Origin of the sequence: Neobacillus niacini, assembly GCF_046591715.1 — a bacterium.
GTDB classification, from domain to species: domain Bacteria; phylum Bacillota; class Bacilli; order Bacillales; family Cytobacillaceae; genus Neobacillus; species Neobacillus niacini_L.
Map to the genome: position 1 here is coordinate 74,974 of NZ_JAWVNQ010000005.1, position 15,400 is coordinate 90,373.

A 15,400-nucleotide genomic window follows, 5' to 3' on the forward strand; every position below is an offset into this window, starting at 1 on the left:
ATTCACAAACACTGCGCTGTCTTTAATCGTTATCTAGATGAGAAGCATAAAACATCACAATTGATTTGAGAAGGAGGAAATATCAATGACCTTAAATATTCTCTTTTTCACTATTATCATAAAACCCCGTAAAATTTCACTTGATGAAGCGATTCATAGAGAATTGGTTGAAAAACGTATGCAGGAGAAGTGGGACCGCTATATTCACAGGATGGGCAGATACTAAAAGAGACCGAGTTTTCACTTCGGTCTCTTTGCAATCTATACGTCAAATTCACTCATTAATGCATGTGTATTATCTTCACTGTCTTTAAAAAAGGCCATCCAAGTTTCAGTCTGCCCCATTTTTGCAATCAGGTGAGGTTCATCTAGAAATGTAATTTCCTTGTTAACCAACTCTTCATATGCTGCATGAATATCTTCTACTTGAAAATAAATAATTGAGCTCGCTTGTGTTAATTCTTCATTTTCAGGAACACTCAGCAAAAGACGTAAACCGCTGCAGTTAAAGAATGCTAAACCATTTGAAGAAAATAAATGAGGAAGTTCTAATTTTTCTTTATAAAACAGTACAGCGCGATCTAGATCCTTAACTGGTACTGCAATTTGTCCAACCTTTTGGATTTTCATAGATAAAATCTCCCTTTTAGAAATTATTTATAATGCATAGAACAGCAAAAGTAAAAGGATTAGCAGCAAAAACAAAGCGATGGTTTGGAATTTAAGACGCTGATAGATAGAAGCATTAAAGTTTTCTGATGGCAGCGGCTTATCTAGGTATTCATCGAGATAGCTATTTCGATTAAACATGATACTTTTAAACCGTCTGAACCCGAATGTAACCCCGTCAAAAAAGCCCCCTCTTCGGGTATACATAAATAAAACAACTATTAGATAAGTGAAACAAAGATAGAATAACGCGTTAATAAAATGCAGTAGATTATAATCATCTGCGAAAATCAGAAAAAATATAAGAGTTAATAAAATATTAATCGCTAAAAATTTCCATTTATTCTCGAACATAATTGTCACCATTCATTTAATATTATTTTAAACATGCAATAAAGAATAAAGGTATTTTAACCTAATACGCTATGAAAGTATACTTCATCAGTTTTTTTTCTAATAGTTAAGAAAGCGCATTCCTATTTTAAAATAAAATTTTTCATGTTTACCACTGGAAAAGTATTGATATAACAACTGTAATCTGGCTGTAATCTATAATGATATAATAATTTTTTGACTCTTTTATATATTTAGTCTTTACAAGAGTAGTAGAAAAATAGTATGATTTGCTTAGCTTCTTTTTTAAGAGCGAATTTACAGAAAAATAAAACAATAGGAGGTCATTTTTTTATGAAGAAAAAGTATGCATGGCTTTTAGCTCTAAGCCTTGTGCTAAGCATGTTTTTAGCAGCTTGCTCAGGCGGCGAAAAGAACACAGCTGATGATGATAAAAAACCAGCTGAAGATGCGCCAGAAGTAGAACAAGTATTAAACTTTATTAATGGTGACACAATCCCTTCTATGGACCCTGGTATGGTAACAGATGAATACGGTATCCAATTCACAGCTGCTATTATGGAAGGTTTATACCGTCTTGATGAAAGCGGTAAACCAACTGAAGGTATTGCTACTAAGCACGAAGTAAGTGAAGACGGTAAAACTTGGACATTCACTTTACGTGAAGATGCAAAATGGGAAAATGGTGATCCTGTAACAGCTAACGACTTCGTATTTTCTTGGCGTCGTGCAGTAGACCCAAATCAAGGATCTGAATATGGTCCATACATGATGGGCGGCGTTATCAAAAACGCAACTGCTGTTAACAAAGGTGAAGTTCCTTTAGATCAATTAGGTGTTAAAGCTGATGGCGATTACAAACTAGTTGTTGAACTTGAAAATCCAACTCCTTATTTTGAATCTTTAACAACCTTCCCAACTTTCTTCCCATTAAATGAGAAGTTTGTAACGGAAAAAGGTGACACATATGCAACTAGCGCTGATACATTATTAGCTAACGGACCATTCAAGTTCTCTTCTTGGACTTCTACTGCTCAAAAGTGGGAATTAGTTAAGAACGAAACTTACTGGGATGCTAAAACTGTTAAGTTAGAAAAAATGACTTATGTAGTAGTTAAAGAACCTCAAACAGCTGTTGACTTATATGAAAAAGGTGAAGTTGACCGTGCAGGTTTATCTTCTGACTTAGTTGACCAATACTCAACTCATGATGATTACACAGTAGAACCTGATAATTCAGTATTCTATATTAAGATGAACCAAACAAGAAACCCAGCTCTTAAGAACGTAAATGTACGTAATGCAATTGCTAGAGCATTTGATAAGGAAGCATTAGTAGATGAAATCTTAAACAACGGTTCTATCGTTGCTAATGGTTTAGTGCCAAAAGATTTCGTTCCAACTCCAGATGGTAAAGACTTCCGCGAAGCTAGTGGAGATCTTATGGAATACAATGTAGAAGAAGCAAAGAAATACTGGGAAACAGCTTTAAAAGAATTAGGAACTGATTCAGTTGAAATCGAATTCCTTGGCGGCGACAACGAAGTTTCTAAAATGATGAACCAATATCTTGCAAACCAATTATCTACTAACCTACCTGGTTTAAAAGTTACTTTAAAAGAAGTACCATTTGAACAACGTCTAGAATTAGACACAGCTATGGATTATGACATGCAGTTTGCTGGATGGGGACCTGACTTCCTTGATCCATATACTTTCATGAATCTTTGGTTAACTGGTGGCGGAAACAACCAAATGGGCTACTCTAACCCAGAATATGATAAGCTAATTAATGAAACTGCAACAACTTTAGCTTTAGAACCAGAAAAGCGTTTTGAAAACTTCTTAAAAGCAGAAAAAATCTTATTTGAAGATGCAGCAATTGCTCCTGTATATCAAAGAGCTGGTGCTCTATTAGTTTCTCCTAAAATTGAAGGTGTGTTTACAAACCAATTCGGAGCAACTTACGAATACAAGTGGGCTAGCGTTGGTGCTGTAGAATAATCAGTATAAAAGATTAGTATAAAAATTATACTATGATGAAAAATTGAAGGGAGTGTATGCTATCAGGCATATACTCTCTTTTCTCCTGTTTGGACTTGAATATTCCGATTATAACAAAAATTTATAATCGAAAAGATATAACGTATAATAAAGAGAAATTTAGGAGGTGCAAACATGACTCGATATTTACTTCGTCGCGTATGGTACATGCTCATAACATTATTTATTATCGCAACATTCTCATTCTTTCTTATGAAAATCTTGCCGGGCAGCCCGTTAAATGCAGAAGATAAATTAAGTGAAGAACAAAAAGAGATTATTTTAGAAAAGTATGGGTTGAATGATCCAATCCCTGTTCAATATGCCAAATATCTTGGCGGACTTGTAAAAGGTGACCTAGGTGTATCCTTTAAATTTGATAATACGCCTGTTTCTAAAATCTTGGTTGACAGAATCGGGCCATCTGCACTATTAGGCTTTCAAGCATTGGTGGTAGGGTCTATCTTGGGAATAATTCTAGGATTATTGGCGTCTATCTTTCGAAATAGTCCGATTGATTTCTCGTCTACAATTATTGCGGTTATAGGAACGTCGATACCGTCGTTTGTATTTGCTGGTTTATTGCAATATGTGTTCGCTGTAAAACTTGGCTGGTTCCCAGTAGCACTTTGGGGCAAATTTGATCATACCATTTTGCCGACGATTGCTTTGGCCATTCACCCGATGGCGACAGCTGCACGTTTTACAAGAACTGAAATGGTAGAAGTGTTACATTCTAATTACATCACCACCGCGCGCGCGAAAGGTGTTTCTGAATCTGGAATTATTTTAAAACATGGATTGCGAAATGCACTTATTCCGTTAATTACAGTATTAGGTCCAATGGCAGTTGGATTAATGACTGGTTCAATGGTTATTGAACAAATTTTCGCGATACCTGGTATCGGTGAGCAATTCGTTACATCTGTTATGGTAAATGATTACCCAACAATAATGGGTACAACACTGTTGTTTGCCTTTGGTTTTATTGTAATTATCTTAATCATTGACCTCCTATACGGATTGATTGATCCTAGGATAAGACTAGCAGGAGGGAAATAAGTAAATGGATAAAAATAACTTAAATAACATACCAAAAGATTTATTTGTCCCTCTTGTACGTAAAGAGGATACGAGTGATAAAATTTCAGCTCCGAGCAGAACGTTTTTTCAGGATGCTAGAAGAACACTTCTTAATAATAAACCTGCTGTTATAAGCATGATTATTATCCTGTTTATTATTATCATGAGTATTGTTGGTCCTTGGATGAACAATTTTGGTTCGGATGATCAGGATTTAAAAAGGGCTAAAATGCCTCCTCGTGTACCTGTTTTAGAAAACGTTTCTTGGCTTGGCTTGGACGGTACATTAAAAAGTACATTCCAAGGTAAAGATGTTCAGCAGGCGACTGCTAAAGCAAAGGCAAGATTTGATAAAGAAGAATTTCTTGAAATTGAAGTATTAAATAAAGGTGACGGCACTAGAAACTCTGCTGAAATCAAAGCAAATTATCGTATTTATGAAGCAAAAGATATGAAAGACACCTATTTCTGGTTTGGAAGTGATGCCTTAGGTCGTGACCAGTGGACAAGGCTATGGGAAGGTACAAGGGTTTCTCTTATCATCGCTTTTGTTGCTGCAGTACTTGACCTTGTTATTGGGGTTGCTTATGGTGGTATTTCCGGATTTTACGGAGGAAGAGTCGACAATATCATGCAGCGTATTGCTGAGATTTTAGTCGGTATTCCAAACTTGGTTATAATCCTATTAATGATGCTGGTTCTTAAGCCAGGTATCATTTCGATAGTTATTGCATTATCGATTACTGGCTGGATTGGGATGTCCCGAATTGTCCGTGGTGAAGTATTAAAGTTAAAAAACCAAGAGTTTGTATTAGCTTCAAGAACATTAGGAACATCAAATGGTACAATTATTCGAAAGCACTTGGTTCCAAATATTAGTGGTATTATCATTATTAACACTATGTTTACTGTTCCAGGCGCAATCTTTTTTGAAGCATTCTTAAGCTTTATCGGATTGGGTATTGTTCCTCCAGATGCTTCACTAGGTTCATTAATTGACCTTGGGTTTGATAACCTCAGACTTTATCCATACATGCTTGTGTTCCCGGCAATTGTAATATCTGTTCTTATGATTGCATTTAATATTGTTGGTGATGGTTTGAGAGATGCATTTGATCCGAAAATGCATAAATAAGAAGGTAGGTGTTTAATAAATGAGTAAATTATTAGAAGTCAAAGATTTAAAAGTATCATTTAACACCTACAATGGTGAAGTGCATGCTGTTCGGGGTGTTTCCTTTGAATTAAATAAAGGTGAAACATTGGCAATCGTAGGTGAATCTGGTTCCGGGAAGTCAGTTACCTCTAATGCCATTATGAGACTTCTTCCAGAGCCTCATGGTTTTATCAAAGAAGGACAAATACTCCTTGAAGGAGTTGACCTTGCTAAGAAAACCTTGAAGGAAATGCAAAAAATCCGCGGAAAAGATATCTCTATGGTCTTCCAAGATCCAATGTCATCTCTAAATCCGACAATGAAAATTGGAAACCAGATTATGGAGGGCTTGATCAAGCACCAAAATATGAGTAAACAAGAAGCAAGAAAGACGGCACTTGAGCTTCTTACACTAGTAGGTATTCCGAGACCGGATGTTCGTATAAATCAATATCCACACCAATTTTCAGGTGGTATGCGTCAGCGTGTGGTTGTAGCGATTGCATTAGCATGTAATCCAAAAATCTTGATTGCAGATGAACCAACAACAGCTCTTGACGTAACGATACAAGCTCAGATTCTAGAATTGATGAAGAGTATTCAACAAAAAACAGATAGTGCGATTATTTTCATTACGCATGACCTTGGTGTTGTAGCAAACGTTGCAGACCGTGTTGCGGTTATGTATGCTGGGAAAATTGTAGAAATAGGGACAGTAGATGATATTTTCTATAACCCTAAACATCCATATACATGGGGATTGATTGGCTCAATGCCAACATTGGACAGCACAGACGAAGAGCTTTTTGCGATTCCAGGAAGTCCCCCTAGCATGCTTACGCCTCCTGTTGGAGATGCGTTCGCACCACGAAATCAATTTGCATTAGAAATTGATACAGTAATGGAGCCGCCTATGTTTAAGGTTTCAGACACACATTATGCGGCAACCTGGCTGCTGCACCCAGATGCGCCTAAAATTGAGCCGCCTGATGCCGTTAAGCACAGGATGCAGGGATTTGCTCAAACAGGTACTAAGGGCGGTGGAAAAAGGTGACAAGAGAAAAGTTACTTGAAGTAAAAAATTTACAAAAACATTTCGCAGTTGGTAAAAATAATACCATCAAGGCTGTCGATGGCGTCAGCTTTGATATCTATAAAGGTGAAACTTTTGGTTTAGTTGGAGAGTCAGGCTGTGGAAAATCCACAACGGGCAGAACCATTATCAGACTTTACGATGCATCAGGCGGAGAAGTAAAATTTAATGGCGAAGATGTTCATGGCAAAAAGAATAAATCTGAACTGCTTAAATTTAACCGGAAAATGCAAATGATTTTCCAGGATCCTTCTTCTTCCTTAAATCCACGGATGACCGTTTTGGATATTATTGCAGAGGGCCTAGATGTTCATAAGCTCGTAAAGAGTGAGGCTGAACGAAAACAGAAGGTTGAAGAATTATTAGCAGCTGTTGGATTAAATAAAGAGCACGCAACCCGTTTCCCGCATGAGTTCAGCGGCGGTCAAAGACAGCGTATTGGGATTGCCAGAGCGCTTGCGGTTGACCCTGAGTTTATCATTGCCGATGAGCCTATCTCTGCATTGGATGTATCCATACAAGCACAGGTGGTAAATCTGCTTAAGAAACTGCAAAAGGAACGTGGATTAACGTATTTGTTTATTGCCCATGACCTTTCAATGGTTAAATATATCTCAGACCGTATTGGCGTTATGTATATGGGTAACCTTGTTGAACTAGCGGATAGTGATGAGTTATATAATAATCCGATTCACCCTTATACAAAATCATTGTTATCAGCGATTCCACTGCCAGATCCGCGATATGAGCGTGCTCGTAAGCGTATTGGTTATGATCCTACCGTACATGATGATGGTGAATTTGAATTAAGAGAAGTGGTTCCAGGACACTTTGTACGTTGTACGGCAAAGGAATTCGAAAGATATCAAAATGAGCAAAAGTAATAGAATACATTAATAACTCCTTATCTCTGTTGAGTAAGGAGTTTTTTTATATTCTTATAATACTAGCGTTCTAAATGAATTCATTATTTCCCTAAATTCGGGAAGGATAACATTATCTAGATTCGAAATTTACAGGGGAGTTGGATTTATTGGCTAAGGTATCAAATGTATTTTGGGTTTCACTTGTTATCGCAAGTGCATTTGTTATTTGGGGGATTGTCGCCCCCATACAATTAGGTCAAATAATGGACGAAACCAAAGCTTTTTTCTTAGACACATTTGGCTGGTTTTATCAGTTATCAGCAACGTTCTTCTTGTTATTTGCCTTGTTTCTCATTTTTAGTAAGTATGGAAAAATTAAGTTAGGTGCCGATGATGATAAACCAGACTTTAAAAATTTGACATGGTTTGCAATGCTATTCAGTGCCGGAATGGGAATAGGGCTATTATTCTTTGGGGTATCTGAACCTATCTCACATTTTATGAGTCCTCCGATTGGTGAAGGAGGGACAGGCGAATCTGCAAAGGTCGCCTTGCGTTACACCTACCTGCATTGGGGATTTCATGCATGGGCGATATATTCTGTGATTGCACTTATTTTAGCTTACTATAAATTTCGAAAAAAACAGCCAGGGTTGATGAGTGTTACCTTAATTCCTTTATTAGGAAAGCGGGCGACCGGTAAAATTGGAACAGCCGTTGACTCGATTGCAGTATTTGCTACCATCTTCGGAGTTGCAGCTTCGTTAGGTCTAGGTGCTGCACAAATTAATGGGGGACTACACTATGTATTTCCAACGGTACCTAACAGCTTCACCATTCAACTTATTATTATGGCTGTTGTAACAGTGTTATTTATTCTTTCAGCCAGTACAGGCCTTAAAAAGGGGATATCATTCCTGAGTAATGCAAACTTGGTACTCGCCGTTATCCTACTCTTTGCTATTCTATTTTTGGGTCCAACAGGATTTGTACTGGAACTGTTTACCACTACACTTGGAAGTTATATTCAAAACCTGCCTAGTATGGGGCTAAGATTAACTCCTTTTAATAAGGAGCAGGCTGCATGGATAAAAGATTGGACAATCTTTTATTGGGCTTGGTGGATCGCCTGGGCACCCTTCGTCGGAACATTTATTGCCAGAGTCTCTAAAGGCAGAACAGTACGAGAGTTTATGGTTGCAGTTCTTGTTATTCCAACACTTGTTTGTGCGTTCTGGTTTAGCGTTTTTGGCGGTACAGCAATTTACTTTGACTTTTTTGAAGGCACAAGTATAGCCACGGAAAGTCTTGAAACAGCACTATTTGCGGTTTACGATCTATTGCCTTTTACAAGTGTTTTAGTAGTAGTTACACTATTATTAATTACCACTTTTTTTGTTACATCAGCGGACTCAGCCACCTTTGTGCTAGGGATGCAAACTGCTCATGGGATGTTAAATCCCCCTAACATAGTAAAAATAGTCTGGGGACTGTTTCTATCTGCTTCAGCTGTTGTTCTAATGCTTTCTGGAGGGCTTGACGCTATGCAGACTGCCATTATTGTAAGTGCATTTCCACTAACATTCATTCTGATTGCCATGACAGTTTCAATATTAAAGGACTTTAGTAAAGAATCTTTGGTAAGAAGCGGGGAAAAGAAAAAGGCAAGGAAAGTGAAACCTGAAGAAGAACCAGATGCAAACCCAATATAGGACAAAAAGGAAGAGTGTTGATTGTTCAACACTCTTTCATTGGTAGTGTGTTAGAAATGATTCATTTCAACTATGTAATTTTTCTCTCTAAGAACCTTATACAGCATATCAATATGTTCGTTATTCTTTGTCTCTACGGCAATTTCCAGGCCGGCATATCCTGGATATATATTTTTACCCATGTGGTTGAGATTTACGGATTGAATGTTTGCATCTAAATCAGTCAAAGCTGTTAGCACCTTTTGAAGTTCTCCAGGTTTGTCTTTTAAGGTTATAGTAAAAGCAGCATAGCGTCCTGACTCTACTAATCCTCTCTCAATGATTCTTGAAATAAAGTTCATATCTACATTTCCACCGCTTAAAACAGCTACAACCTTCTTTTCCTTCAGCTTCACTTTTTCATAAAGAAGTGCTGCGAGGGAACAAGCTCCGGAACCCTCTACTAAAAGCTTATTTCTTTCTAATACCATTAACATGGTTCTAGCAATTTCCATCTCATCAACACAATAAATATCATCAACATACTTTTGAACGATATCGAAGGTTCTCAGTCCAGGCTTTCTTACAGCAATCCCATCTGCCATTGTCGGTGTTGAATCCACTGTAATAGGTTTGTTTTCGAATAATGATTGTTTCATACTCGGACAAGCCTGCGCCTGGACGCCATAGACGGCTATATGAGGGTTTTTCTCCTTAACCGCCATTGCTACTCCTGCAATAAGTCCCCCGCCTCCTACAGGGCAAATAATAGCCTCAACATCCGGGAGTTGATCAAGTATCTCTAAACCAACAGTTCCTTGTCCAGCTATGACAGCTTCGTCATCAAAGGCATGGATAAAAGTAGCATCTCTTTGCTCTTTTAGTTCTAGGGCATAGGCAAGTGCATCATCAAATGTTGCCCCCTCTAAGACTACCTCCGCACCATATTGCTTCGTAGCGAGCACTTTGCTGAGAGGTGCTCCTTTTGGCATGACAATGGTGCAGTTCACACCAAGCATTTGGCTTGAGTAAGCTACCCCCTGTGCATGGTTGCCGGCAGAAGCTGCTACAACCCCTTTTTGAAGCTCTTCCTTTGAAAGGGATATTAACTTATTATATGAACCTCTGGCCTTAAAGGAGCCCGTTTTTTGGAGATTTTCAAGCTTTAAATATACTTCATTATGAGCGAGGCTGCTAAATGTTTTCGAATAGTCAAGCGGTGTCATGTGGACGATTTCCTTCATCTTCTCACGTGCAATTATAATGTCATCTGCATTCATAACCCATACCTCCTATATCCTGCCTTTTCCTTAGGATGTGCTTCTAAAAATAATCTATGAAATATTTCCGGGAAATTATTCTATTATAAGACTGGTACTTTTGTATGAGTGATTTTGGCATGGATATTAATTTTATATGAAAAAAGAAACGCGATATAACCTAGTAAAATTGAACCTTTTGGGGTAATAGTTTGTGCTTTATTAACTATATATTCAAAAAATTCATTATGTTACTATTATTTGGAAAAGATTAATAGATAAAAGGGAGGAACCAGAAGTTGAAAAAGAAAAAACTATTATCAATACTATCAACTGGTGCATTAGCTCTATCGCTTTTTGCTCCATTAACAGCTAATGATTCAAAAGCAGCTGCTGCTACGGCTCCAAAATGGGACGTAGAGCGTTATGGAGATCGTGTGGATATTGATGGTCAATTAAATCAATTATCTACTGATTCTGCCTATCTTAAACAGGCAGAAAAGAAAATGAAAGAGCAAGCTGCAAAAATAAATTTTGATGGTGAAGTTCAAGCAGAATCAGAAACTGCTGCTGATAAAAACTTTACATTTGATGGAGGGACTAAACTCTTTTTAAATAGGCAACTAGCCTTTAAAGAATTTACTCTTCGCAGTGTAGGGGAGAACGTTGAAATCTGGGTAGCTAAGGATCTATCTTTTCCAGATGACCGTCCTGCACATGTGGTAACGCAGGAACAAGTGGATAAGCTTCGTGACGAATTCGACTCTAATATTTATCCAAAAGCTACAGAATTCTTTGGAACACCTGATGTTCTTGATGGGTCACATTCCCCGCTTCCGGGTATGGTTGGGCTACCAGAAGGCTACTATGAAGGCAGCGACAAAGTAATCATGTTAGTTGATAACATTATCGATGAAGGGTACACAAATCCGTCCTACCCATTCTTTGTTGCAGGTTTCTTCTGGCAGACACTAGAGAACTATATTGATAGAAATATCATTACAATTGATACAAATAGCTGGGAAACTCGTCTAGAGTCAACCTTCTTCGGGACTACCATTCATGAGCTGCAGCATTTAATCCATGCTGATAACGATGGTGCTGAGGAAACATGGTTAAATGAGGGGATGTCTACTTTCTCTGAATATCTTGGGGGTTATGGACATGATGCCGGCTCCATTAACTTCTACCTAGATCATCCAGAAAACTCTCTTGTAAATTGGGATGAACACCAAGGGGCAGGAACAGGACCTGAGACAATCGCTGACTATGGTCAAGTGTACCTGTTTACGTTATACATGCACGACAAGTTCGGAAAAGAGTTTATACGTGACTTAGCATTAAAAGAAACACAAGGTATAACTAGTGTAAATGATGTTTTAAAAGCACATGGTTCTAGCCTTGACTTCACTCAGGTTTATCAAAACTTCATTACTGCACTAACATTAGATTCTGATCGAGTTGGTAATGGGGTGTATGATATTGATAGTATTAATCTACGTGAGCTTCCTGTTGGAAGCACAGGCGAAATGCGAGGAAAGACAGTTGACTTTGAGAAGGCAGTAACATATGAAAAAGAAGGCGTTCCTGCATGGGGCGGAGACTTCAAAGAATTAGATGTCGAAGGTAAAATTAGAAGTATTTCTTTTAATGGTATTGATTTCTTAGAAATCCCTTGGAAATCTGTTAAAGATCCACTAGGTTCTGATAATCAAGTGCTTTGGGGTAACCAAGGTGACGAAGCGGATAACGGTTTGATCTTTGAGGCTGACCTTACTTCCGTCAGCAATGCTACACTTCAATTTGATCATTACTATGATATTGAAGAGGCTTGGGATTACGGAATGGTTCAGGTATCAACAGATGGTGGAACGACTTGGACTAGCTTAGAAAATGGAAATACTCGCAGTGATGTAGATCCAGGTGGATATCCAAAGATTAAAGATAACGTTCCTGGTTTCACGGGAACAAATGCGGAATGGAAGCCAGAAAGCTTTGATTTGAGTCAATATGCGGGGCAAAAGGTTCTAGTGTCCTTCCGTTATTTAACGGACTGGGCATCCAATGAAGCAGGCTGGTATGTAGATAACGTTGCAATCCCTGAAATCGGCTATAGCAATGACGGCAGCTCAACAGATGCATTTAAATCCTTCCAAGAATTAGCTGGGCAGTATGTAAACTATACTGTAACCTTTATCAACGAAAAAGAAGTTGGTAATAAAAAAGGTGCGAAAACGAATTACAAAGTCATTACAGTAGATCCATTTAATGTAACAGAAACAGAAGCATTAAACTTAAAACAGTTATTCAAAGATGGTAAGAATTACATGATTACATCATATGCAGCTCCTGCAAATGATAAAAATCCAGTAGAGTTTACGTATGAAATAGAGTTAAAAAAGAATTCACCGAAAAAGAAGAAGTAATATAAACGTTTAAAGCTCGGATTTATGACTATTACACTGGTCATGAATCCGGGCTTTTTGTTTGAAGTTGAGACCATAAAAATTGGCTCTGGAGAGTACCAGAGCCAACCTTTTCTCAAATGATACAGTTTATTTGAAGATTAATACCTTACCAACCGTACCATCAGCACTTTCACCAACAACACGGAACTTTAATCCGTATTTAGGTACGTTACGGCCAGCGTCTACAAGACCAGGGTTAGAGTAGTTTGCGCTGTCGTCGAATAGTGGATTACGTTGAGTGAAGTTGTCTGTTATTGTGTAACCAAGAAGTGATGTATAATCAATGAACATTTTTTCAGTTTTATTTAAGCTAAATGCGGCATCATGCATTTGGAACCGTGAATTAGCTACTGATTTATTGCTTTGTGTAACAGTATGTTGATCTGCATCGACAACTCCTAGGAAACCATCACCAGGGTGAACTCCAGTCCAGTTGTCTCCATAAGAATCATCGACATACCAAACTACTAGACCTGGATCATAGCTCATTAAGCTGGCACCACGGCGAATATTTTTTAGTCCTTCGTCAACACCATTGTGTGATCTCCACTCTAATAGATAATAGTGGTTCGTACTAGATTTTCCCTCGTGCTTTTCGAATCCATCTAACTCAAATAGAAGCTCTTCTCCTTCGGCACCATCAAATAATACTTCACTACCATCTGCAGTTACCTTAATATTGTCAGCAAAGAATCCATCTAAGTTGGTTGCCCAATCTGACATGGAACGGAATTGAAGCTGAATTTCCTTTCCAAGATAGGCACTTAAATCAATAGTTTCATGAATCCAACCATTGCTTGAGCCCGTGTACCCTGGAAGATTATCAGATATTGCAGGGTAACCATCTGGGTCAAGAGTTGAGGTAGTTCTATCACTTGATAAAGACTCCCAAGTTTCTCCACCGTCCTTTGACACTTGAACCATTGCATAATCCCAATCTTTTTCAATGTTATACCAAGCATCAAAGTCAAGTGTTGCACTTGTTGCTTTTGATAAATTGACTGTTGTGACCATTTTATGGTCAACCTCATCGCCTTTACCGCCATAGTATTCGAATAAACCGTCTTTTGGAGTATTCAATATTCTTAATTTACCTGGAAGGTCAATTCTAACTGCGTCATTATTGGAACCTTTGGTATTTGCCTGGTCAATAAGTACTTCAATTCCTTCTTTAGTTACATCATTTGCATTTATTGTTTTTCCATTTAACCAATTGCTACGTGGGTTATTCTCTTCATTCCCAACCATAGAGGCATGTAAAAATTCTTTTGCCCATGGGCTAAATCCAGTTGGTTCAGTTCCAGGAATAGCACCTGCCCAGCTGCCGCCAGACATGATAGACCAATACTCAACTGGCTCTCCTGCTCCAGAATAAATTGTATCATATTCATCAGGAAGGCCTAAATCATGCCCATATTCGTGTGCAAATACACCTGCAGCGCCATCTGCTGGTTCTATTGTATAATCATATGCATACATAACACCCTCACCCCAGTAGTCTACTTCTGGAGCAGGAGAGCCTGTAATTGGTGCGACTCCACCAAGATCCCAACGATGTGACCAAATTGCATCTGCACCCAAGGAACCACCACCAGCTTCCTCACCTACTGAAGAGTGTACAACCATTAAATGGTCAATAATTCCATCAGGCTCACGGAGGTTGCCATCACCGTCCAAATCATAGCGATCTTCTTTGTCAAATTTATTTAATTCAACCCCGTCTGCAGCTGCCGCTAATAAAGCTTCATAAACGAGATTACGGGGTCTACTATCGTTGTCACTCGCGTTATTTCCACCATAGTAGGCTGCGTTATTTTTAGCTTTATACCAGCCAACTACATCTCCTCCAATTGTGTAGCTTCCACCAGATTGTTCTTCATAGTATTTTTTTACGGAGATTAGTTTTTCACCATTTGGTCCATCGTAATAACCATCTTCACCACCAAATAGCATGTCTTCATAATGTTCTTTTGTATATTCATCATAGAACATATCAGTTTCATCTGCAGTGATATTTGATGCTGGGAAGTCTGGATATTCTATTAATACAACAAGAATATCATCCTGTCGTACAGTCCCATCCCATTTTTCCTCTTTTACTTTGTCAACGGTATTCTTTTTTGCTTGTCCTAGTTTATTTCCTTTTCCGTTTAACAAACCAGTGTTTGCTAGTTTATCCTTTAATGAGCTTTGTAATTCTTTTTTCTGCTTGTGCAGTTGCCCAGTTTCTTTTGTAACCCCTGCTGCTTTATTTTTTAGAAATTTTTGTAGTGCTTTTTCAGCCTCTGTTGGTGTAGCATTTTTGGCAATTGTGCCATTCTTTTTTAACATTTCTATTAATCTCTCATCATTAGCAATTCCTAGGTCAACTGGTGCACCTGAAGAAGTCAATTTATTAGTTAAATCATTTGCCTTTACACTTGGTGATGCTGCTGCAACATTAAACAAACCTAGTCCTAAAGATAGTGTTAAAGCCGTGGACAGTACTTTTCTCTTCTTCATATAGAACCTCCCTATATTTACTTTTACCCCTTTTAAAGACCGTATCCTTTTATGTATGAATACCCCCTTTTACAGTAGAATCTACTAATCTTAAAATGGTTCGAGTCCCTAAGAGTGTAGTAGTGTAATAAGATAATATAATTTAGATTGAATATTGTAAATATTAAAATAACTTGTGACAAAAATAGAAGAATTACTTCGAAAAGCGACAACAGT

General features: G+C 38.0%; 12 protein-coding genes. 8 read left to right on the plus strand and 4 right to left on the minus strand.

The features are described 5' to 3' along the window. The first annotated feature begins 85 nt into the window (after positions 1 to 85). Positions 86 to 226, plus strand: coding sequence for a YrzI family small protein (locus SFC47_RS14725; RefSeq protein ID WP_411255051.1), 141 nt, complete (start codon positions 86 to 88; stop codon positions 224 to 226). A gap of 35 nt (positions 227 to 261) precedes the next feature. On the opposite strand, the gene SFC47_RS14730 is transcribed toward SFC47_RS14725, so the two are convergent. Both SFC47_RS14730 and SFC47_RS14735 read right to left on the minus strand, forming a co-directional pair. Beyond that, on the minus strand, positions 262 to 630 hold the full coding sequence (locus SFC47_RS14730; RefSeq protein ID WP_411255052.1) for a VOC family protein: 369 nt from the start codon (positions 628 to 630) through the stop codon (positions 262 to 264). Positions 631 to 657: 27 nt separating this feature from the next. After that, the gene (locus SFC47_RS14735; protein WP_411255053.1) at positions 658 to 1,035 is read right to left on the minus strand and encodes a DUF3899 domain-containing protein; all 378 of its coding nucleotides are present in this window, start codon (positions 1,033 to 1,035) and stop codon (positions 658 to 660) included. A 321-nt stretch (positions 1,036 to 1,356) separates the two neighbouring features. On the opposite strand from SFC47_RS14735, the gene SFC47_RS14740 reads away from it, so the two are divergent. The 6 genes from SFC47_RS14740 to SFC47_RS14765 all read left to right on the plus strand — a co-directional run bounded on the left by SFC47_RS14740 (position 1,357) and on the right by SFC47_RS14765 (position 8,976). Continuing rightward, positions 1,357 to 3,027: a peptide ABC transporter substrate-binding protein gene (locus SFC47_RS14740; protein WP_411255054.1), complete on the plus strand. Its 1,671-nt coding sequence runs from the start codon at positions 1,357 to 1,359 to the stop codon at positions 3,025 to 3,027. A 174-nt stretch (positions 3,028 to 3,201) separates the two neighbouring features. Continuing rightward, positions 3,202 to 4,128: an oligopeptide ABC transporter permease gene (gene opp3b / locus SFC47_RS14745; RefSeq protein WP_411255055.1), complete on the plus strand. Its 927-nt coding sequence runs from the start codon at positions 3,202 to 3,204 to the stop codon at positions 4,126 to 4,128. 4 nt (positions 4,129 to 4,132) lie between these two features. Then, a complete protein-coding gene (gene opp3C / locus SFC47_RS14750; RefSeq protein ID WP_411255056.1) occupies positions 4,133 to 5,284 on the plus strand; it encodes an oligopeptide ABC transporter permease in 1,152 nt (383 codons plus the stop codon). Positions 5,285 to 5,303: 19 nt separating this feature from the next. Further along, positions 5,304 to 6,359, plus strand: a complete 1,056-nt coding sequence (locus SFC47_RS14755) for an ABC transporter ATP-binding protein (RefSeq protein ID WP_411255057.1) — start codon at positions 5,304 to 5,306, stop codon at positions 6,357 to 6,359. Further along, a complete protein-coding gene (locus tag SFC47_RS14760; protein ID WP_411255058.1) occupies positions 6,356 to 7,282 on the plus strand; it encodes an ABC transporter ATP-binding protein in 927 nt (308 codons plus the stop codon). The genes SFC47_RS14755 and SFC47_RS14760 overlap by 4 nt, the downstream gene beginning before the upstream one ends. A gap of 149 nt (positions 7,283 to 7,431) precedes the next feature. Next, positions 7,432 to 8,976 carry a glycine betaine uptake BCCT transporter gene (locus SFC47_RS14765; RefSeq protein WP_411255059.1) on the plus strand — a complete coding sequence of 515 codons (1,545 nt, stop codon included), beginning with the start codon at positions 7,432 to 7,434 and terminating at the stop codon, positions 8,974 to 8,976. A gap of 50 nt (positions 8,977 to 9,026) precedes the next feature. Here SFC47_RS14765 and ilvA read toward each other — a convergent pair whose 3' ends face one another. Then, positions 9,027 to 10,235: a threonine ammonia-lyase gene (gene ilvA / locus SFC47_RS14770; protein WP_411255060.1), complete on the minus strand. Its 1,209-nt coding sequence runs from the start codon at positions 10,233 to 10,235 to the stop codon at positions 9,027 to 9,029. A 278-nt stretch (positions 10,236 to 10,513) separates the two neighbouring features. Here ilvA and SFC47_RS14775 point away from each other — a divergent pair, with 278 nt between their 5' ends. Beyond that, positions 10,514 to 12,640, plus strand: coding sequence for a choice-of-anchor J domain-containing protein (locus SFC47_RS14775; RefSeq protein ID WP_411255061.1), 2,127 nt, complete (start codon positions 10,514 to 10,516; stop codon positions 12,638 to 12,640). A gap of 129 nt (positions 12,641 to 12,769) precedes the next feature. On the opposite strand, the gene SFC47_RS14780 is transcribed toward SFC47_RS14775, so the two are convergent. Then, positions 12,770 to 15,184, minus strand: a complete 2,415-nt coding sequence (locus tag SFC47_RS14780; RefSeq protein ID WP_411255062.1) for an immune inhibitor A domain-containing protein — start codon at positions 15,182 to 15,184, stop codon at positions 12,770 to 12,772. Positions 15,185 to 15,400: the final 216 nt, after the last annotated feature.

Bases quoted from the DNA above. Each gene is read 5' to 3' on its own strand.
- SFC47_RS14725 (WP_411255051.1), top strand. From the start codon at position 86: ATGACCTTAAATATTCTCTTTTTCACTATTATCATAAAACCCCGTAAA.
- SFC47_RS14730 (WP_411255052.1), bottom strand. From the start codon at position 630: ATGAAAATCCAAAAGGTTGGACAAATTGCAGTACCAGTTAAGGATCTA.
- SFC47_RS14735 (WP_411255053.1), bottom strand. From the start codon at position 1,035: ATGGTGACAATTATGTTCGAGAATAAATGGAAATTTTTAGCGATTAAT.
- SFC47_RS14740 (WP_411255054.1), top strand. From the start codon at position 1,357: ATGAAGAAAAAGTATGCATGGCTTTTAGCTCTAAGCCTTGTGCTAAGC.
- opp3b (WP_411255055.1), top strand. From the start codon at position 3,202: ATGACTCGATATTTACTTCGTCGCGTATGGTACATGCTCATAACATTA.
- opp3C (WP_411255056.1), top strand. From the start codon at position 4,133: ATGGATAAAAATAACTTAAATAACATACCAAAAGATTTATTTGTCCCT.
- SFC47_RS14755 (WP_411255057.1), top strand. From the start codon at position 5,304: ATGAGTAAATTATTAGAAGTCAAAGATTTAAAAGTATCATTTAACACC.
- ilvA (WP_411255060.1), bottom strand. From the start codon at position 10,235: ATGAATGCAGATGACATTATAATTGCACGTGAGAAGATGAAGGAAATC.
- SFC47_RS14780 (WP_411255062.1), bottom strand. From the start codon at position 15,184: ATGAAGAAGAGAAAAGTACTGTCCACGGCTTTAACACTATCTTTAGGA.